We start from the raw sequence: 19,218 nt of genomic DNA, 5'->3' as shown, positions 1-19,218 counted from the left end.
TTAACTTGAGGTCAACTGCCGATCCTCCTGCCCCCGGCGTGCCAGACCACCGCGACCGACGGGCGCGGCTGGTCGCCGTCGGGCCAGCGGCTGGCCGGGTTGTCCGGGGTCGCGCCGTCCAGCTCGCCCGGGTGCTGCACGGCCACGAACACGCTCTTCTGGTCCGCGGTGACCAGCGGGCCGCAGGTCTCCGCGCCCAGCGGGACCGTGAGGAACTGGCGCAGGTGGCCGCGGTCGGAACCGCGTACCGGCATGACGAACAGGCCGTCGTTGCTGCCGAGCTGGTTGCCGTCGGTGGAGATCCACAGGTTGCCGTCGGCGTCGAACGTCACGTTGTCCGGGCACGAGATCGGCGAGACCTTGGTCTTGTCGAAGCCGGCGAAGTACGTCGCGGGGTCGTTCGGGTCGCCGCAGATCAGCGGGAGCGACCAGGCGAAGGTGGTCTCGCCGGCGTCGTCGCGCCGCTCGGCGATCTCCAGGATGTGGCCGTGCTTGTTGGACGCGCGCGGGTTGGCCTCGTCCACCTGGGCGGCGGTGCGGTTGGAGTTGTTGGTCAGGGCCACGTAGACGCCGCCGGTGACCGGGTTGCGCTCCATGTCCTCGGGACGGTCCATCTTGGTCGCGCCGACCCTGTCGGCCGCCGTACGGGTGTGGATCAGCACCTCGGCGGCGGTCATGCCGTCCACGTACGACCTGTCGCCCGACACCAGCGGGATCCACTGGCCCGAGCCGTCGAACAGCCCGTCGGAGGGCGGCCTGCCGGACCCGTCGATCTCGGCGGCCGGGCTGTCGCCGGTGAACTTGGCGACGTACAGGGTGCCCTCGTCCAGCAGCGCGCGGTTGTGCCGGTCGAAGCCGGGGATGTACCGGTTCTTCGAGACGAACTTGTAGATGTACTCGAAGCGCGAGTCGTCACCCATGTAGACGACCAGGCGGCCGTCCCTGGCCAGCGTGGTGTTGGCGGCCTCGTGCTTGAACCTGCCGAGCGCGGTGCGCTTGATCGGCGTGGAGTCCGGGTCGAACGGGTCGATCTCCACGATCCACCCGAACCTGTTGGCCTCGTTCGGGTGCTTGGCCAGGTCGAAGCGCTCCTCGACCCGGTCGAACCGGCGGCTGCTCGCCGGGGTTCCCGTCGTGATCGTGTAACGCGAGATGTACGGCCGCTGCGCCTCGGGCACCTTGTCGCCGTTGACGAAGTACTGGTCGAAGTTCTCCTCGGCGGTCAGGACCGTGCCCCAGGGGGTGGAACCGCCCGAGCAGTTGTTCAGCATGCCGACCGGCGCCAGGCCCTTGGGGTCGGCGGCCGTCCTGAGCAGGGCGTGACCGGCGGCGGGGCCTGAGAAGCGCATCGGCGTCCGCGCCGTGACGCGCCGGTTGTAGCGGCGGCGGCCCTTGGTGGTGAGCCTCCACTCGCCGGTGCCGTGCGCCCGCTCGATCTCCACGACCGAGCCGCCGTGCGCGGCCAGCGCGATTTTGATCTGCTCCTCGGTCGCGGCCGCGCCGCCCGTGTACCCGCGGAACATCAGGTTCTCGTCGGTGTACTCGTGGTTCACCCACAGCAGGCCGCGGTTGTGGCCCATCGGGAAGAACGTCACGTAGTCGCAGTTGTAGCCGAACTGCTTGTCCTGGGCGTCGGCCGTCTGGTTGTCGAAGTCGAAGGCCGGCGCGTCCGGCAGCACCGGGTCGCCCCAGCGCACGACCACGGAGGAGCTGTAGCCGTCGGGGATGCGCAGCGCGTCGTCCTTGTTCGGCGGCACGGAGGTGAAAGCGATCCCACCACGGCCGCGCAGGTTCTCCGCGGCCGGCGCGGCAGCGGCCTCGGCCTCGGCCTCCGGCTCGTCGGCGAGCGCCGGAACCGCGCCCGCCACGCCGACGCCCGCCACCAGCGCGCCGAGCGCGCCCGCGCGCAGGACGCCGCGGCGCGACAGCGCCTCCTTCACCACGTCGCCGAAGTAGGCGTTGCCCGTCGTGTTGGCCACGTCGTGCGCGCACGCGTTCCCGCAACGGAACTGACAGGTCAGAGCGGATCGGCCACCTTTGTGCGGGGTGGAAAGCAGCGGCAGCAGCCGCCCCGCCTCAGGGTTCGCCACAGGTCCTCCAGATATGTGCGCGGTTGTACGGCGGGGACGTTACGGTCGTCACCGAAACCGGGGGTGAACGACGGCCTCCGTCCCGATGAACGCTTCCCGCGAGACAATGGGCCCGTGCCACCACGCAAGATGGACCCGGAGAAGCTGCGCGCGGCCCTCGACGGCCAGCTCGTTGCCCTCGACGAACCGCCCTACGACGGCCCCGCCTCGACCCTGCCCGACGCCCTGGTCGCGGCGGTGCTCACCGCCTACGACCGCGGGCTCGCCCCCGAGCGCGACGCGGCCAGGCAGGCGGTGCGCCACCTGCTGGAGAAGCTGGCCGCCGCGGCTCCCGGCCGCACGGTCGAGGTGCGCGTGCCTCCGTACGCGGCCGTCCAGGCCGTCCCCGGCCCCCGCCACACCCGCGGCACGCCGCCGAACGTGGTGGAGACCGACGCCCGTACCTGGCTGGAGCTGGCGCTCGGCCGGCTGACCTGGGACGAGGCCATGGCCAGAGGCTCGGTCGCGGCGAGCGGTTCCCGCGCCGACCTGTCAGCCCACCTGCCGCTCTAGCTGGCTCTAGCTGGCTCTAGCTGCCCTTGCCCATCCAGGGGAACTTGCTCTCGAAGCACTGGTCGGCGAGCTGACCGGGAAGCTGCCCGCACTCCTGGACCACCTTCCAGAACCAGATCGCCACGATCGCGAACAGCACCAGCGAGAGCACGCTGATCACGATCCCGGCGATGGCCCTGCCCTTGCCCGCGCGCTTGGCGAGCGCCACGCAGCCGAAGACGATCGACAGGATGGCGGTGAGCACGCCGGTGAAGCAGACGAACACCAGGAACGGGCTCGCCACGCCCAGCACCAGCGAGGCGGTGGCCAGGCCGCTGCCGGGGGGCGCGGGCGGCTGGGTGCCGTAGGGGCCGTACTGGCCGTAGGGCGGGCTTCCGGGTGGCGGACCGTAGCCGGGCGGGCCGCCGTAGGGGCTGGAGGGCGTGGTTCCGGGGACGGACGCGTCCCGCCCGCCGGTCTCGTACGAGCCCGGAGGCGCCTCGTAGGGCACGCCCGACGCCGCCGGCCCCCCATGGACCCTCTCGCCCCCACCGGACGCCGCCGGCCCGCCATAGGCGCCCTCGCCCCCGCCGCGGGACGCTGTGGGGCCCCCGTAGGCGCCCTCTCCACCGTACGGCGCCCCGGGGCGGCCGTAGGCGCCCTCGCCTCCGTACGGCGCTCCAGGTCCTCCTGGCGGCACGCCCGCGCCGCCAGGGCCCGGTGTGACGCCTCCCGCGCCCGCGGCCCCCTCAGCGTCCTCAGGGGCGCCCGGCTCGCCCGGCCCTCGGGCCGCGTGAGTGCCGGTGGCCGGGGGCTCGAAGGTGGGTACGTCGCCGTATTCGTACCGGGAGGGCGCGGGCCGGCTCGGTTCCTCGTCCGGCTGCGTGCCCCAGCCCGGATAGGCCGGGGTCCCGCCGGGCACCGGATAGACCTGCGTCTCCTCCGCGTCCCCGCCGGTCCACCCTGTCTTCTCCGCGTCCCCGCCGGTCTGCCGCGTCTTCTCCGCGTCGCTCTCGGCCGGTCCCGGCGTCTCGGGCGAGGTGGGCAGGTCGGGGTGGCCGGGAGGGCCCGCGGGCCTGGGCTCGTGCGACGGCGGCACGTCGGGCGGCGGCGGTGGCACCACGGGCGGCACGGGCGCGATCGGCTCCTCGCCCTCCCGCTCCTCCTCGAACGGCCACTCGTCCGCCCACCGCTCACCCCCGGGCCGCTCCCCAGCTCCTTCGCCCTCATGCCGCCCGCCGTCAGGCCGGTCTCCCTCTCCGGGACCGGCGCCCGCGGCGGAGGCCGCGCCCTGGGGAGCGCTCGCCTGACCAGGGACGTCCCCCTGGCCAGGGGGACGCTCATGACCGTGACCGTGCTCGTGACCGTGCTCGTGACCGTGGGCACGCTCGTGGCCGTGGCCGTGCTCGTGGTCGAGGGCGGTCCAGCCTTCGGGGGTTCCCGCGCCGCCGGTCGGGCCCGCGCCGGGCGGGCCGCCGACGGCCCATTCGCTCGGCCGCCACTCGTTGCTCGTCGGCCCGCCCTCGTAAGGCCCGATCTCCGGCGGCTCCTCCTCGGGCCCCGGCCGATCCTCCTCGGCCGTCCCCTCTCGCCACCATTCGGGCGTGTGCTGCGGCGGAGCGGATTCGGGCCGGCCCTCTTGGGGGTGGCCTTCGCGGTGCTGCGGGTCCTGCCCCTCGCGGGGCTCGTTGGGGTCCCCAGGTGTGGTCACGTCTGCGTCTCCCGACGGGTCTGCATGCCGGATACTTCACCCTTTCGCGGAGGGCATCGGCTAAAGCGCACGACACGGTAAGACGGGTGCCATCCTTGGGTCACCATGCGCCAAAGCGGCAGGCGGCGGGCAAGATGAGTGCATGCTGGACGAGACCCTGACGTACGCCCTGATCATGGTCATGAAGACCCACCGCAACCGGCTGGCCGCCGCCCTGGCGCCGCTGGGCCTGCACGTGGGCCAGGAACTGCTGCTCAACCAGCTGTGGCGGCAGGACGGCCTCACCCAGAGCGAGCTGATCGCCCGTCTGGGCGTGGAGCCGCCGACCGTCACCAAGACCCTCCAGCGCCTGGAACGAGCCGGCCTCGTCTACCGCTCCCCAGACGCCGACCGCCCCCGGGTGGGCCGCGTCCACCTGACGGAGGCGGGCAAGGCCCTGCGCGAGCCGGTCGAGGCGATCTGGGCCAGGAGCGACGAGCAACTCCAGCACGGCCTGAACGACGCCGAACGCGACCTCCTGGCCCGCCTCGTACGCGCCATCCCCCAATAACCGCCTTCACCAAGAGCGAAACCCTCTTGCCGGAAGCCCTCGAAACGGACTTAGCTGGCTAATTAGTCGGCTAATCAGAAAGAGGCATCCATGCACGCGTTCATCACCGGCGGCTCCTCCGGCATCGGCGCCGCCACCGCGCTCGCCTACGCCAGGGCCGGCGCGCGGGTCACCAGCCGCCCTGCACGCGAACGTCGTCGGCAACGCCCTGCTCGTCCAGGCCGTCCTGTCCGGAATGAGGAGGAACGGCTTCGGCCGGATCGTCTTCGTCTCCTCGGGCGCCGCCGAGGAGGGCCGGCCGGGCCCCGGCCCGTACGGCACCGCCAAGATGGCCCTGCACGGCATGGCCCGAGCCCTGGCGTGGGAGGCCGGCGGGGACGGCGTCCTGGTCAACGTGGCCGTGGCCGGGCTCACGATCACCGAGGCCGAACGCCCGGTCACCCAGGAGGCCCTCGACCGCGTCGCGGCCCGTACGCCGAGCCGCAGGCTCTCGACCGCCGACGACATGGCGGCGCTGATCCACTTCCTCGGTTCGGCGGCCAACCGCAACGTCACCGGAGAGTTCGTCCGCGACGGATCCAACGCCGGCAGATCGTCCCACACCGGCTGATGGAGCACCCGGGTGTGCGAGCACGGAAGCCCGCAACCTAAACTGAGGCATGTGCTGAAGGGCGACGGCCGGCTCGGCCATGACCTGGACCCCCACGACCGCGCACCCAAAGACGCCTGTGGCGTCTTCGGCGTATGGGCACCAGGCGAGGAAGTTTCCAAACTCACCTACTACGGGCTGTACGCGTTGCAGCACCGCGGCCAGGAGTCCGCGGGCATCGCGGTCAGCGAGGGCAGCCGCATCCTCGTCTACAAGGACATGGGCCTGGTGGCCCAGGTCTTCGACGAGTCGGTGCTCGGCACCCTCCGCGGCCACCTGGCGATCGGCCACTGCCGCTACTCCACCACCGGTTCCAGCGTGTGGGAGAACGCCCAGCCGACCCTCAGCTCCACCGAGGTCGGCGGGCTCGCGCTCGCGCACAACGGCAACCTGATCAACACGCCGGAGCTGGCCGAGCGCCTGGCTCCCGGCTCCACCAGGGCGACCACCGACACCGAGGTCCTCGCCTCGCTGCTCGCGCAGGACCGCTCGCGTTCCATCGAAGACTCGGCGGCCGAGCTGCTGCCGCAGGTCAAGGGCGCGTACTCGCTCGTGTTCATGGACGAGAAGACCCTCTACGCGGCCCGCGACCCGCAGGGCATCCGCCCGCTGGTCCTGGGCCGCCTGGAGCGGGGCTGGGTGGTGGCCTCGGAGACGGCGGCCCTCGACATCGTGGGCGCCACGTTCGTCCGCGAGATCGAGCCCGGCGAGCTGCTCACCATCGACGAGGACGGCGTCAGATCCCGCCGCTTCGCCCTGGCCGACCCCAAGGGCTGCCTGTTCGAGTACGTCTACCTCGCCCGCCCCGACACCACGATCGCGGGCCGCGGCGTGCAGGTCACCCGGGTCGAGGTCGGCCGCGTGCTGGCCCGCGAGCACCCGGTCGAGGCCGACCTGGTCATCCCCACGCCCGAGTCCGGCACCCCCGCCGCCGTCGGCTACGCCGAGGAGAGCGGCATCCCCTACGGCCAGGGCCTGGTGAAGAACTCCTACGTGGGCCGCACGTTCATCCAGCCCTCGCAGACCATCCGCCAGCTCGGCATCCGGCTCAAGCTCAACCCGCTGCGCGAGGTCGTCGCGGGCAAGCGCCTGGTGGTCGTCGACGACTCGATCGTGCGCGGCAACACCCAGCGCGCCATCGTGAAGATGTTGCGCGAGGCGGGGGCGCGCGAGGTGCACGTCCGCATCTCCTCGCCGCCCGTGGCCTGGCCGTGCTTCTACGGCATCGACTTCGCGACCAGGGCCGAGCTGATCGCCGGCTCGCTGTCGGTCGAGGAGATCCGGGCCTCGCTCGGCGCCGACTCGCTGGGGTACATCTCCCTGGAGGGCCTCACCAAGGCCACCACCATCCCCGCCGAGCGGCTCTGCCGGGCCTGCTTCGACGGCTCGTACCCGATCCCGATCGACCAGGACAACGTGGGCAAGTTCGTGTTGGAGAGCAAAGCGTGAGTACCTACGAGGCCGCCGGCGTCGACATCGAGGCGGGCGAGCGCGCCGTCACCCTGATGAAGGACAAGGTGGCGCGGGCCCGCCGGCCGGAGGTGGTCGACGACGCCAGCGGCTTCGCCGGGCTCTTTGACGCCTCGGCGCTGCTGCGTTACCGGCGTCCGCTGCTCGCCTCGTCCACCGACGGCGTGGGCACGAAGGTCATGATCGCCCAGCGCTACGGCAAGCACGACACGATCGGCATCGACCTGGTCGGCATGGTCCTCGACGACCTGGTGGTCTGCGGGGCCGAGCCGCTGTTCATGACCGACTACATCGCCGTCGGCAAGGTCGTGCCCGAGCGCGTCGCCGAGATCGTCGGCGGCGTGGCCGAGGGCTGCCGCCTGGCCGGCGCGGCGCTGGTGGGCGGCGAGACCGCCGAACACCCCGGCGCCATGGGCCCCGACGAGTACGACCTGGCCGGCGCCGGCACCGGCGTGGTCGAGGCCGACGCCATGCTGGGCCCCGACCGGGTCCGCGAGGGCGACGTGGTCCTCGGGCTCGCCTCCTCCGGCATCCACTCCAACGGCTACTCGCTGGTCCGGCACGTGCTGCGCGAGGCGTCGCTCTCGCTCGACGCGGTGCTGCCCGAGCTGGGCCGCCCGCTGGGCGAGGAGCTGCTGGAGCCCACGCGCATCTACTCGCTCGACTGCCTCGACCTGGTCCGCGGGGCCGAGGTGCACGCCTTCGCGCACATCACGGGCGGCGGCCTGGAGGCCAACCTGTCGCGGTCGCTTCCCGGCCACCTCGACGCGCTGCTCGACCGCTCGTCCTGGACCCCGCCCGCGATCTTCGGCGTGCTGGCCGGGCACGGGCAGATCGCCCAGAAGGACATGGACCGTACGTTCAACCTCGGCGTGGGCATGGCGGCCGTGGTGGCCCCCGGCTCTGCCGACGAGGCGATCCGGCTGCTCGGCGGGCGCGGTCTCGACGCGTGGGTGCTGGGCGAGATCGTCCAGGGCTCGGGCCAGGCCCGCTACCGCTGACCCTCATGGGGGCCGGGCCCGGTCCGGCCCCCGCTCAGGCCGGCTTGTGCCGCTGGTAGTGGCGGGCGACGCGCACCCGGTTGCCGCACAGCTCGGGTGAGCACCAGCGGCGCCGGGGATGGGCGGGCAGGAAGATCATGCGGCACCGGGGGCCCTCGCAGGCCCGGATCCGGCTCGCCGCCGGATCGGTGAGCAGGTCGGCCGCGGCCTCGGCGAGCTGCGCGAGCAGGCGGGCGAGCCGGTCGCCGTCCCTGCGCGCGCCCTTGGTCGGCCCGGCGTCCGTGACGTCCAGATGCCCGTACGCGGGCGCGGCGCGCATCGCGTCGTTGATCGCACCGACCGCCTCGCCGGGCGGCGTCCCACCCCGGCGTACGGCCTCGACCGCCGCCTCCACGTGCGCCCGCAACTCGCGGACGGCGCCCAGCTCGGCCGCGGCGAACGGCCCCCCGACCGAGGTCAGCCGGCCCGCCTGACGATCGATCCAGTTCCCGAACCCCTCGGGCGTGTCGAGGACGTCGAAGTCTCGGGCACGGGTGTTCACCAGGTCCAGCGCGAGCGGCTCGCCGATCAGGAACTCCATGAGATCTAATGCTACATCTCCCCCTTGACGCGTTAGAAGCATGCTCGCTATAACTAACGCATCATTGAGCAAGAAAGGCATTAGGCATGGAGATCCCACAGATCCGCCACGGTTTCGTGGACGTGGACGGCGTGCAGGTGTTCTACCGGGAGGCGGGCCCGCGCGACGGCATCCCCGTGCTCCTGCTGCACGGCTTCCCCTCGGCCTCCCACCAGTACAGGCGCCTGATGGACGCCCTGGGCGCCCGCTACCGCCTGATCGCCCCGGACTACCCCGGCTTCGGCCACACCAGGGCCCCCGAGGACTTCGTCTACTCCTTCGACCGCCTGGCGGACGTGGTCGAGGGTTTCGTGCGGCGGATCGGGCTTGAGCGCTTCGTCTGGTACGCCTTCGACTTCGGCGGTCCCGTCGGCTTCCGCCTGGCCACCCGGCACCCCGAATGGATCGCCGGCCTGATCGTCCAGAACGCCAACGCCTACGACGAAGGGCTGTCGGACCTGGCCCGCACCACGATCCACGCGCCCGCGGAGAACCTGGGCGACCTGTTCACCCTCCCCGTCACCCGCGGCCAGTACGAGGGCGGCGCGTCGGACGTCTCAGCCGTCGCACCCGACGGATGGACCCTAGACCAGCACTTCCTCGACCTGCCCGGACGCCGGGAGGCCCAGCTCGCGCTCGCGCTGGACTACCGCTCCAACCTCGCGCTCTACGCCGACTGGCAGGCATGGCTGCGCCGCCACCGGCCGCCCACGCTGATCGTGTGGGGCCGCGACGACGCCTTCTTCCCGGAACCGGGCGCGCACGCCTACCTGCGGGACCTGCCGGACGCCGAGCTGCACGTGCTCGACACCGGGCACTTCGCGCTGGAGGAGAGGCTCCCCGAGATCGCGCCGCTGATCGCGGGCTTTCTCGACCGCACGCAAGCGTAACGAAAGCCTCACGGTTACCCGTGAGGCCCGACGATCATGAACGAGGATCCGGCAGCACGCCGGACCCTCGGCCACGTCACTCTGAAGAACGGCTATCGGCGACCGGAAGGACGGCCGTCTTCGTCGTCCCCGGAGCCGTAGTCATCGGCGTAATCGGCATAGCGATCCGCCAGCTCATCGTTGAGGTCGTCGGCGTCGTCATTGCTGGAGTCGCCGACCCCGAGTTCGTCGCGAAGACGGTCAAGATCCGTGCCACCGCTGTTGTACTTCAGCTGGCGAGCAACCTTGACCTGCTTGGCCTTTGCTCGGCCGCGCCCCATTGGCTCGACCCCCTCGTGTGGGGTCGTCCCCGACCCCTCGTCGCTAACGCACCACACACTGACGCCGCCTGACTTTGGACGTCAGCCTATCGTTCGCCTATTACCGTACCTGTTTTGTGCCCAGCTCGGTACGCCGTATGGGCGTGGGGCGTCAGTGGCCCAGCCAAATGGCCCTTATACGCCCGACTTCCGACATTCTGCGCTCGGCTAGCCTATCCGCTGCCACAGCCGGAGGAACGCCCTCGTCCGCCGCGATCCCGAAGATCTTCAGAGTCGTGTCGTAGATCTGGGCCGCCTTCGCCCTGGCCCGATCCATGCTGAAGCCCTCGATCTCGTCGGCGACCTGGATGACGCCGCCGGAGTTCACCACGTAGTCGGGCGCGTACAGGATCCCGCGGTCGGCCAGCTGTTTCTCGACCCCGGGGTGCGCGAGCTGGTTGTTGGCCGCGCCGCAGACGATCTTCGCCCGCAGTCCGGCCACCGTGGCGTCGTCGAGCGCGCCGCCCAGCGCACAGGGCGCGAAGACGTCGATGTCGGACGTCGTGAGCGCCCGGGCGTCGGCGACCACCTCCACCTCGGGATGCCGCTGGCGCACCCGTTCGACGGCCCGCGGGTCGACGTCGCAGATCACGACCTCGGCGCCGTCCTCGCGCAGGAGGTCGACCAGGCGGTGGCCCACCTTCCCGACCCCTTCGACGCCGACCCTCCTGCCGTGCAGGGACGGCGTGCCGAAGACCCGTTCGGCCGAGGCGCGCATGCCCTGGAAGACGCCGAACGAGGTGAGGACGGAGGAGTCGCCGGCGCCGCCGTGGGCCAGGGTGCGGCCGGTGACGTGGCGGGACTCCCGGGCGACGATGTCCATGTCCTCGCTGAAGGTGCCGACGTCGCAGGCGGTGATGTAGCGCCCGCCGAGCGACTCGACGAATCTGCCGTAGGCGCGCAGCAGCGCCTCGCTCTTGTCCTTGGCCGGGTCGCCGATGATGACGGCCTTGCCGCCGCCGAGGTCGAGACCCGCGAGCGCGTTCTTGTAGGACATGCCTCTGGCCAGGTTGAGCACGTCGGCCAGGGCCGCCTGCTCGCTCTCGTACGGATAGAACCTGGTGCCCCCGAGCGCGGGACCCAGGGCCGTGTTGTGCACGGCGATGATGGCACGCAGGCCGCTCTGCTCGTCGGCGCAGAAGACGACCTGCTCGTGGACGTCCTTGTGGGACGTGCCGAAGACGTCGGTCACGGTAGTGACTCCCTGTCCGGCCCGCCGCACCTTCGCGGCGGGGATCACTCTCAGAGTAGTAAGCCTCAACGGTGCACGCAGGTGCTCTTCGTGACACGATGCCTCCGTGCTGCCCTATGCCGCCTACCTCCGCGTCTATGAGCCACTGACCGCGTTCGCCGAGTCCGAGCGCAAGCTGTGGGCCGACTACGCCGACTCACGCGACCGTCCGCGCCGGGCGAACGCGCTCAATGCGGAGCACGGCGAGTCGGTCATGCGCCTGCTCGGCATGCCCCCTCAGCCCGTTCCCGCCCAGGAGAGCCCCAATGCCTATCTGCGGCGCGTTGAGGACCGGTTGTACGTGTGCCCCTGGCAGACCCGGTTGCGGTCCTGGCTGGCCTTCTCACGGCTTCGTGGCGCCACTCCCGTGAAGCTGATGGACCGGCTCGTGCCCAAGGCCATCGCCGAGCAGACGGCCGACGACTTCGACCGGTTCAAGCGCCGGGCCGGTTCGTCCGCCTTGCGTACGCACATTCGCACCACGGCGTGGCATGTGCCGCCATCGTGGTTCGTACCGTTTGATGGGAACGAACGCTGGCTGGTGCTCGGCTCCTCCACCCCTGGACAGGACGTGACGACGACTACGGGCCGTAACCTCATCTACGTCACCTCCATGGCACAGGCCAGGAGGCGGGCGGCCCGCGCCCTCAACGTGATGCGCCGGCACCTTGGCGACACGTCGTCCAACCTCGATGTGGAGGACATCGCGCGGTGGCTGGAGGAGTTCCACCCCCACTCCCTGGTGGAGCTCGACTACGGCGGCCTGGTCCACCTGATGAACGACGACGCGCTCCAGGCCGACCAGTCGGTTGCTGAGCTTTCGGCCGCTTTGACCGGTCTGGACACGGGTCAAGAAGAACTTGCCTATGCCATGTACCAGCGCGTCATCCTTCGGTGGAAGTCAATGCAACAGCTGGAATCTGCCAACTGAGCCCCAAAACAACCGTCTGACCTGCATGAGTAGGTCACGTCTCGCGGCTGCTCTCTTCTGCGAACTGAGTAGTTTGCCGTTTTCACTGCGATACCACGAACCGTGTCGCTAGAATCACCGAGCGTGACATCGCCATGGGGGCGGGCAGTTGGGTCAAAGAAGGGCTCGCCAATCGCTCTGCGTGGCGGTATGGTCACATCGGGTGATGCCGCATATGGCTCAGAAAAGCCGCACGCTCTGCGCCATAGGGGGACATCCGTGACACGCGCAAAGGCAGTCACAGGATCGCTAAGCCGGTCCACACGGAGGAGAGGCCGCACAAATGTCAGCTCGTACACCCGAGGCCGAGCCACTGCTCACGCCCGCTGAGGTCGCGACCATGTTCAGGGTCGACCCCAAGACCGTTACGCGGTGGGCCAAGGCGGGCAAGTTGACGTCGATTCGTACCCTCGGAGGTCATCGGCGTTACCGGGAGACCGAGGTTCGCGCACTGCTGGCGGGCATTCCGCAGCAGCGTTCCGAGTAGTCGCAAGGGTCGTCACGAACCTCAGGGGGGTTGAGGGTGGACCAGGTACGCTTGCCCGGTCCACCGACGTGACGTCGCACGGGGAAGTTGGCGTCGCCCGCCCGGCGCCACTCTTCCCCCGCTACTCCCCCGCTACGCCAGCTGCTCGCCGGTGAGCACTTCGAGCAGCCGGCCGACCTCGCCGTCGTAGGCGGCGGCGACCCCCAGCAGGGCCACCATGTGATCGACGAGCATCTTCTCCAGCACGGGCCGCTCGACGTCGCGGTGCTCCAGCCAGTCGAGACCGGCCGTCTCCACGGAGGCGATCCACGAGCGCAGCGTCGTGCGCAGCACCGGGCTCGGCTCCTCGACGCGCATCTGCTTCTGGATGAGGCGGAACAGCCTTCGGCGCACGCCGTCGACGATCTCCCCCACCTCGCCCGCCCGGTTGGCGGGCCCCCCGCGCAGCAGCGCGGCGAAACCGGCGGCGTGCTCCTCGACGAAGTCGAAGTAACGCCCGAGGCCCGCGGCCAGCTCGTCGAGCGGCCTGCCGCCCTCCGCCGGGCGCAGCCGCGACTCCAGCTGCTCCGCCGCGCTCCTCAGCGCGGCCACGTAGAGCTCCTGCTTGCCGCCGAAGTAGTGGTAGACGAGCGCTCGCGAGGCGCCTGCCGCCGAGGCGACGTCGTCGATCGAGACGTCCTCCGCGTCACGGGTGCTGAACAGCTCCAGCGCAGCCGCCATGAGCTCCTCGCGACGGCGGTCCACACTCAGCCTTCGGCGTGCGGGGCGTGCCGTCTCGGCTGACTTCCCGGGTGTCACACGTGCACAGTATCCGACGACGTGCCCAATAGCGGACGTGTGGCGAATGGGTCAATATCAGGCTTCCCTAACCCGAAGCCGTACCCTGCGGCTTACTCGATCGTTTGGTGAGACAGGTGCCCATATCCGCATCGCGGGGGAGACACATGTCAGGACCGCCCGTCAACACTTCAACCATCGCCGAGCTACGCGAGGTAGAGCCATTGCCTCGGCCACGACCCACCATCCGCAACGTCGCCGAGCGAGCCGGCGTCTCGAAGTCGCTGGTCTCACTCGTGCTGCGCGGATCCCCGCACGTGAGCGAGCACCGGCGGCAGGCAGTGCTCCAGGCGGCGCGCGAGCTCGGCTACCGGCCGAACGCGGTCGCGCGCAGCCTGGTGGAAGGTCGTACACATCTGGTCGGGGCGCTCGTCGCCGACCTGCACAACCCGTTCTACGCCGAGTTCCTCGACGGCCTGCAGGAGAGCCTGCACGGCGACGGGCTGCGCATGCTGATCGGGAACAGCCAGTGGGACCCGGCGTTCGAGGACGAGGCCGTGGAGGCCTTCCTGGAACTCCGGGTCGACGGGCTGGTGCTCTTAGGCATCGCGCCGACCAGCGAGACGCTGATCGAGGCCACCGCCTACACCCCGACCGTCGTCGTAGGGGAACGTGACATCGAGCTCGACGGCGTCGACATCGTGGTCGACGACGACCAGCTCGGCGCCCGTCTGGCCATCGACCACCTGGTGAACCTCGGGCACAAGCGGATCGCGCACATCGAGGGCCCCCGGTCCTCGCGCTGCGAGGGCTACCTCGTGGCGATGCGCAGGCATTCGCTGGCCCCGTACATCATGGTCGAGGCGGCGGACGCCACCGAGGAGGGCGGCCGGGAGGCGGCGATCGCCCTGCTGACCCGCGACCCGCGGCCGACGGCCGTGTTCGCGGCCAACGACGTGGTGGCGCTCGGCGTGCTGGCCGCCGCGGCCGAGCTGGGGCTGCGGGTGCCGGACGACCTGTCCGTGGTCGGCTACGACAACACCCACCTGTCGGCCTCGCGGCACATCTCGCTCACCTCGGTCGACCAGCCGCGCCGCGCCATGGGCAGGTCGGCGGCCGCGCTGCTGAGCGACAGGATAGGCGAGCCGGCCAAGGGCGCCCGGCTGCGCGAGATCCAACCCGAGCTGATCGTGCGCCGCAGCACGGGACCCGCCTGACTGATATCTGCCGGTTGCGCTGCCGTTGCGGGCCTTCGTCGGGCGCCGCAATGGCACGGCAGGCCAATGAGCGGGTCTCTCGTCAGCAAGGCCGCCCAAAGCCTGGGTCAAGCCGTACGGCAGCGTCGCCGCACGGCGGTTTACTCGTCAGGGTCATGCTAATTGTGGCCGAATCTGGTTCGGTCACGATCTGATCCGGGGGACAGTCATGCGTGATCCAGAACTGGTGTCCTGCGCCCAGCGCGCGGCGGCCGAGCTCGAACGCGCCTGGGGGCACTGGCGCGCCGGCAGGGGGCGGGGCACCGACGTCGGCGCCGAGTCCGTCGCCAGCTACGTGGCCCACTCCCTCGACCATCCGTGGGGCCGCCCCCGCGTCGTCCTCGGCCTCGACGCCGAGGACGCGCGGGAGCTGGCCGCCCTGCTCGAACGGCAGGAGGTTGGCGAGCACGTGTGGTGACGCGGACGGCGAAACCGCCAGGCGGGCCGCCGCAGCGGTCCCGGCCGGACGCTTCGGTGGGGCGGCAGACCGACTCGCAGGATTCCTGTTGATACGGGCCTGAACGCGGGGCTTCACGTAAGTTGGAGCTCATGCGTGCTCTACCAGCCACCGTCCTCGCCGTCTGCGGCCTGATCGCCTCCGCGTGCGGCGGCACCGAGCCTGGTGGCGCCGCGGCAGGTCAGGCCGCCTCCTCCGCCGAGGCGCCGGCCCAGCCGCCCGTCCAGGACGGGCCCGACCAGGGGACGCCGGCGCAGCAGGCGCCGCCCGACGCCAAGCCGCTCAACGGCAAGGTCATCGTCATCGACCCGGGGCACAACGGCGGCAACTTCCGCGACCCGAAGGCCATCAACCGCAAGGTCAACGTGCTGACGCAGTGGAAGCCCTGCGACACGACCGGCACCGAGACCAACAACGGCTACACCGAGGCCGCCTTCACCTGGGACGTCTCCAACCGCATGGCCAAGATCCTCAAAGGCCGCGGCGCGACCGTCAAGCTGACCAGGTCCGACAACGACAGCGTCGGGCCGTGCATCACCCAGCGGGCCGCGATCGGTAACAAGGCCAAGGCCGACGCCGCGATCTCGGTGCACGCCGACGGCGCCGCCGCCGCGGGCCACGGCTTCCACGTGATCATCCCCAAGAAGATCAACGGGCCGGTCGACAAGGTCGTGGCGCCCTCCACCAAGCTGGGGGTGGACGTACGCGACGCCTTCGCCAGGGGCACGGGCCTGCCCTACTCCACCTACATCGGCAGCAAGGCGCTCAGCTTCCGCAACGACCTCGGCGGCCTCAACCTCTCGACGGTGCCGAAGATCTTCGTCGAGTGCGGCAACATGCGCAACGCGGGCGACGCGGCCAAGTTCCAGAACCCGAGGTTCAGGCAGCGGATCGCATTGGCGCTCGCGAACGGATTGCAGCACTATCTCGAAGCATGATTCCTCGCCCAGAGCTGCTCAGTGACCTCTCCGGCTCCTTCGAGCTGACCTCGGGCGCGACCGTCGCCGGTCCCTTCGCGGACGCGGTACGTCGCGCGCTCCCCCTCCTCGACCTGCGCCCTGGGGACTCGGGCGACATCGAGGTACGCCAGGATCCCGCGCTCGGCGAGGAGGCCTACCGGCTGACCACCGGGTCGCGCGGGGTGGAGATCGTCGCCGGTGGGGAGGCGGGCGCGTTCTACGCGGCGCAGACGTTGCACCAGTTGCTGCCGGACGCCTCCTACCGGTTCGCCGCGGGCGCGTCGTGGCCCGTGCCCGGGGTGCGCATCGAGGACGCGCCGCGGTTCGGCTGGCGGGGGCTGCACCTCGACGTGGCCCGGCATTTCTCCACCAAGCGGGAGGTGCTCCGGTTGATCGACCTGATGGCCGTGCACAAGCTGAACCGGTTGCACCTCCATCTGGTCGACGACCAGGGCTGGCGGGTGGAGAGCAGGGCGTACCCGCTGCTGCACGAGGTCGCCTCGCACCGGCCGCGTACGGCCAGCAACTACCACCGGGAGCCGGCGTCGTACGACGACGTCCCGCACGGCGGCTACTACTCGCTGGCCGACCTGGCCGAGATCGGCGCGTACGCGCGGTCCAGGTTCGTCACGGTGGTGCCCGAGATCGACGTGCCGGGGCACGCCTCGGCGATCCTGGCCGCCTACCCCTCGCTCGGCGCCACCGGCGAGCGCCACGACGTGCTCGACCGGTGGGGCATCTCACCGGCGATCCTGTCGCCGCTGCCGCCGACGGTCGAGTTCCTGACCACGGTCTTCGACGAGATCATCGGTGCGCTCGGCGAGGTGCCCTTCTTCCACATCGGCGGGGACGAGGTCGTCCTCGACCACTGGGCGCAGTCGGCGGAGATCGCGGCCTACCGCGACTCGCTGGGGCTGGCCACGGTCAACGACCTCCAGGCGTGGTTCCTGCGCGTGCTGGCCGACGCCCTGGCCGAGCGCGGCGCGCGTACGGTGGTGTGGGACGAGGCGTTCGTCAGCGGCGGGCTGCGCCAGGACACCGTGGTCATGCCGTGGCGCGGCATGGGCGTCGGGCGGCGCGCCGCCGCGGCGGGGCACGACGTGGTCGCCACTCCGGTGTTCCCGCTCTACTTCGACTACGCCGAGGCGGCCTCGGCCGACGAGCCGATGGCCATCGGCGACGCCACCACGGTGGCCGACGTGGCCGCGTTCGACCCGGCCCCCGCCGACTGGACCGACGAGGAGCGGGCGCGCGTCATGGGCGTGCAGGCCCAGCTCTGGACCGAGCGCGTGCCCGACCCGAGGACCGTCGACTACCGGCTCTGGCCGCGGTCGTGCGCGCTGGCCGAGGTGGCCTGGGCCGGCTCGGGCGGCGACGGGTTCGCCGGACGGCTGGAGGAGCACCTCGGGCGGCTCGACGCGATCGGCGTGGAGTACCGGCCGGTGGCGGGCCCGCACCCGTGGCAGCGGCGGCGTCCGCACCGGCCGAGCGGCGTGCGGGTGAACGAGGTGATGGAGCGCATCGACGCCATGACGCACGACGCGGAGTCGACCAGGCCGAGCGTCTGACCGGCGGTCACATGGGCGCGGGGCGGTCGTTGAGTATGCGCTGGAACAGCACGTGGTCCTGCCATTCGCCGTCGATGCTGACGGCTAGGGGCGCCATGCCGTACTCCTCGAAGCGCGCCTTGAGCAGGACCGTCTGGGAGGCCTTGTTGTGCAGGAGCGTGCCCGCCTCCACCCGGTGCAGGCCCAGGTCCTCGTCGGCGGCCCGGCACGCCTCCAGCACCGCCCTGGTGGCCAGCCCCCGCCCGTTGTACGCGGCGTCCACCCAGTAGCCCAATGACGCGCTCTGGGCGGCGCCCCGGATGATGCTGTTCAGGTTCATCCTGCCCACGACGCGGTCGCCGTCCGTGAGCACCCACGGCATCACGAACCCGGCCGCACGGTCCTCGGCCAGTCTTTCGAGGCGTGCGGCCTGGCCCGCGGTCGTGAAGAAGTCGGCCGGCCTGCGAGGCTCCCAGGGGCGCAGGAAGTCGCGGTTGCGGCGGTAGGCGTCGGCCAGCGCCGCCGCGTCGGACCTGGCGATCGCGCGCATGACGACGTCGTCGGTGAGCTTCACCTCGGCATTGATCACGATCCCACGATAGGGGAGCCCTAGGCGGTGCGGCCGATCGCCTCGGTGACGGAGGACAGGCCGTGGCGGCGGACCCGGCGGGCGAGCTGCCGGTGGATGCGCGCGGCCCACAGCGGGCCGCCGTAGATCCAGCCCGTGTAGCCCTGGACCAGGGTGGCACCGGCCAGCAGGCGCTCCCAGACGTCGTCGACGTCCTCGACGCCGCCCACGGAGATCAGGGTGAGGCGATCGTCGACCTTGGCGCGCAGCCGGCGCAGCACCTCCAGCGAGCGCCCCTTGAGCGGACGCCCGGACAGGCCGCCGGTCTCGCCGCCGTGCCTGATGGTGGTGTTGGTCGCGATGATGCCGTCGAGGCCCAGCTCCACGGCCAGGTCGGCGACCGCGTCGATGTCCTCGTCGGCCAGGTCGGGGGCGATCTTCACCAGCAGCGGCGTGCGGCGCGGCGTCGCGTCGGCGACCTCCTTGACCGCGACCAGCAGCGGACGCAGCAGCTCGACCGCCTGGAGGTTGCGCAACCCGGGCGTGTTGGGCGAGCTGACGTTGACCACCAGGTAGTCGGCCAGCGGGGCCAGCTCCCTGGCGCCGGCCACGTAGTCGGCCACCGCCTCGGACTCCGGCACCACCTTGGTCTTGCCGATGTTCACCCCGACCACGACGGGCACCCCGCGCGTACGGCGCAGCCGCCGGGCGGCGGCGCGGGCGCCTGCGTTGTTGAAGCCCATCCTGTTGATCACCGCCCGCTCCCCCACCAGGCGGAACAGGCGCGGGTGCGGGTTGCCGGGCTGGGCGTGGGCGGTGATGGTGCCCACCTCGACGTGGCCGAAGCCGAGCGCGGCGATCGCCTCGGCGCAGGCCGCGTCCTTGTCGAACCCGGCGGCCAGGCCGAACGGACCGGGGAAGTGCACGCCGAACGCGGTCACCCGCAGGACCGGGTCGTGCGGGGCGAACGCTCGGTGGAGCAGCCGCTTGAGCAGGGGCAGCCGGGCGAGCACGGCCAGGCCCCTGACGGTGAGACGGTGCACGGCCTCGGCGTCGAAACGCCGCAAGACCTGCATGAACACGAGGCGATACATCA

The 19,218-nt window shown here is 71.2% G+C and carries 20 protein-coding genes; 12 read left to right on the top strand and 8 right to left on the bottom strand.

Features of this window, described 5'->3' with window-relative positions; genetic code table 11:
• Positions 1-11: 11 nt before the first annotated feature.
• Positions 12-2,090, bottom strand: coding sequence for a PhoX family protein (locus ACIHAD_RS43560; RefSeq protein WP_397360714.1), 2,079 nt, complete (start codon positions 2,088-2,090; stop codon positions 12-14).
• 129 nt (positions 2,091-2,219) lie between these two features.
• On the opposite strand from ACIHAD_RS43560, the gene ACIHAD_RS43555 reads away from it, so the two are divergent.
• Positions 2,220-2,642, top strand: coding sequence for a sterol carrier family protein (locus ACIHAD_RS43555; protein ID WP_397360748.1), 423 nt, complete (start codon positions 2,220-2,222; stop codon positions 2,640-2,642).
• 16 nt (positions 2,643-2,658) lie between these two features.
• On the opposite strand, the gene ACIHAD_RS43550 is transcribed toward ACIHAD_RS43555, so the two are convergent.
• Positions 2,659-4,332, bottom strand: a complete 1,674-nt coding sequence (locus ACIHAD_RS43550) for a hypothetical protein (RefSeq protein ID WP_397360713.1) — start codon at positions 4,330-4,332, stop codon at positions 2,659-2,661.
• A gap of 142 nt (positions 4,333-4,474) precedes the next feature.
• Here ACIHAD_RS43550 and ACIHAD_RS43545 point away from each other — a divergent pair, with 142 nt between their 5' ends.
• The 4 genes from ACIHAD_RS43545 to purM all read left to right on the top strand — a co-directional run bounded on the left by ACIHAD_RS43545 (position 4,475) and on the right by purM (position 8,002).
• Positions 4,475-4,882 (top strand): MarR family winged helix-turn-helix transcriptional regulator, encoded by a 408-nt coding sequence (locus ACIHAD_RS43545; RefSeq protein WP_397360712.1) that lies wholly within the window; start codon positions 4,475-4,477, stop codon positions 4,880-4,882.
• A gap of 61 nt (positions 4,883-4,943) precedes the next feature.
• On the top strand, positions 4,944-5,492 hold the full coding sequence (locus tag ACIHAD_RS43540) for an SDR family NAD(P)-dependent oxidoreductase (RefSeq protein ID WP_397360747.1): 549 nt from the start codon (positions 4,944-4,946) through the stop codon (positions 5,490-5,492).
• 51 nt (positions 5,493-5,543) lie between these two features.
• Complete coding sequence (gene purF / locus ACIHAD_RS43535) at positions 5,544-6,980, top strand: amidophosphoribosyltransferase (RefSeq protein ID WP_397360711.1); 1,437 nt, start codon at positions 5,544-5,546, stop codon at positions 6,978-6,980.
• Positions 6,977-8,002, top strand: coding sequence for a phosphoribosylformylglycinamidine cyclo-ligase (gene purM, locus ACIHAD_RS43530; protein WP_397360710.1), 1,026 nt, complete (start codon positions 6,977-6,979; stop codon positions 8,000-8,002). The genes purF and purM overlap by 4 nt, the downstream gene beginning before the upstream one ends.
• Positions 8,003-8,036: 34 nt before the next feature.
• Here purM and ACIHAD_RS43525 read toward each other — a convergent pair whose 3' ends face one another.
• On the bottom strand, positions 8,037-8,582 hold the full coding sequence (locus tag ACIHAD_RS43525; RefSeq protein ID WP_397360709.1) for a CGNR zinc finger domain-containing protein: 546 nt from the start codon (positions 8,580-8,582) through the stop codon (positions 8,037-8,039).
• Between the two features lie 86 nt (positions 8,583-8,668).
• Here ACIHAD_RS43525 and ACIHAD_RS43520 point away from each other — a divergent pair, with 86 nt between their 5' ends.
• Positions 8,669-9,511, top strand: a complete 843-nt coding sequence (locus ACIHAD_RS43520) for an alpha/beta fold hydrolase (RefSeq protein ID WP_397360708.1) — start codon at positions 8,669-8,671, stop codon at positions 9,509-9,511.
• 92 nt (positions 9,512-9,603) lie between these two features.
• On the opposite strand, the gene ACIHAD_RS43515 is transcribed toward ACIHAD_RS43520, so the two are convergent.
• Positions 9,604-9,831: a DUF3073 domain-containing protein gene (locus tag ACIHAD_RS43515; RefSeq protein WP_352320460.1), complete on the bottom strand. Its 228-nt coding sequence runs from the start codon at positions 9,829-9,831 to the stop codon at positions 9,604-9,606.
• A 151-nt stretch (positions 9,832-9,982) separates the two neighbouring features.
• The gene (locus ACIHAD_RS43510) at positions 9,983-11,062 is read right to left on the bottom strand and encodes a Glu/Leu/Phe/Val dehydrogenase (RefSeq protein ID WP_397360707.1); all 1,080 of its coding nucleotides are present in this window, start codon (positions 11,060-11,062) and stop codon (positions 9,983-9,985) included.
• Positions 11,063-11,168: 106 nt separating this feature from the next.
• Between ACIHAD_RS43510 and ACIHAD_RS43505 the strand changes: the two genes are divergently transcribed.
• Together ACIHAD_RS43505 and bldC are read left to right on the top strand one after the other, a co-directional pair.
• A complete protein-coding gene (locus ACIHAD_RS43505) occupies positions 11,169-12,032 on the top strand; it encodes a hypothetical protein (protein ID WP_397360706.1) in 864 nt (287 codons plus the stop codon).
• A 322-nt stretch (positions 12,033-12,354) separates the two neighbouring features.
• Positions 12,355-12,558 carry a developmental transcriptional regulator BldC gene (gene bldC / locus ACIHAD_RS43500; protein ID WP_013133571.1) on the top strand — a complete coding sequence of 68 codons (204 nt, stop codon included), beginning with the start codon at positions 12,355-12,357 and terminating at the stop codon, positions 12,556-12,558.
• A 132-nt stretch (positions 12,559-12,690) separates the two neighbouring features.
• Here bldC and ACIHAD_RS43495 read toward each other — a convergent pair whose 3' ends face one another.
• The gene (locus tag ACIHAD_RS43495; protein ID WP_397360705.1) at positions 12,691-13,278 is read right to left on the bottom strand and encodes a TetR/AcrR family transcriptional regulator; all 588 of its coding nucleotides are present in this window, start codon (positions 13,276-13,278) and stop codon (positions 12,691-12,693) included.
• A gap of 281 nt (positions 13,279-13,559) precedes the next feature.
• On the opposite strand from ACIHAD_RS43495, the gene ACIHAD_RS43490 reads away from it, so the two are divergent.
• The 4 genes from ACIHAD_RS43490 (at position 13,560) to ACIHAD_RS43475 (ending at position 17,575) form a co-directional block, all read left to right on the top strand.
• Positions 13,560-14,552, top strand: a complete 993-nt coding sequence (locus ACIHAD_RS43490) for a LacI family DNA-binding transcriptional regulator (protein ID WP_397179236.1) — start codon at positions 13,560-13,562, stop codon at positions 14,550-14,552.
• 208 nt (positions 14,553-14,760) lie between these two features.
• Positions 14,761-15,009, top strand: coding sequence for a hypothetical protein (locus ACIHAD_RS43485; protein WP_125645653.1), 249 nt, complete (start codon positions 14,761-14,763; stop codon positions 15,007-15,009).
• Between the two features lie 131 nt (positions 15,010-15,140).
• Entirely contained in the window at positions 15,141-15,986 is an 846-nt protein-coding gene (locus ACIHAD_RS43480; RefSeq protein ID WP_397360704.1) for an N-acetylmuramoyl-L-alanine amidase, read from the top strand.
• Positions 15,983-17,575 (top strand): beta-N-acetylhexosaminidase, encoded by a 1,593-nt coding sequence (locus tag ACIHAD_RS43475; protein WP_397360703.1) that lies wholly within the window; start codon positions 15,983-15,985, stop codon positions 17,573-17,575. The genes ACIHAD_RS43480 and ACIHAD_RS43475 overlap by 4 nt, the downstream gene beginning before the upstream one ends.
• A 7-nt stretch (positions 17,576-17,582) precedes the next feature.
• On the opposite strand, the gene ACIHAD_RS43470 is transcribed toward ACIHAD_RS43475, so the two are convergent.
• The gene (locus ACIHAD_RS43470; RefSeq protein ID WP_397360702.1) at positions 17,583-18,143 is read right to left on the bottom strand and encodes a GNAT family N-acetyltransferase; all 561 of its coding nucleotides are present in this window, start codon (positions 18,141-18,143) and stop codon (positions 17,583-17,585) included.
• Positions 18,144-18,163: 20 nt separating this feature from the next.
• Positions 18,164-19,216, bottom strand: a complete 1,053-nt coding sequence (locus ACIHAD_RS43465) for a quinone-dependent dihydroorotate dehydrogenase (protein WP_397360701.1) — start codon at positions 19,214-19,216, stop codon at positions 18,164-18,166.
• Positions 19,217-19,218: the final 2 nt, after the last annotated feature.

Source organism: Nonomuraea sp. NPDC052265 (assembly GCF_044547985.1).
In the GTDB taxonomy this organism is placed as follows: domain Bacteria; phylum Actinomycetota; class Actinomycetes; order Streptosporangiales; family Streptosporangiaceae; genus Nonomuraea.
This window is presented reverse-complemented; position numbering and strand designations above follow the sequence as displayed.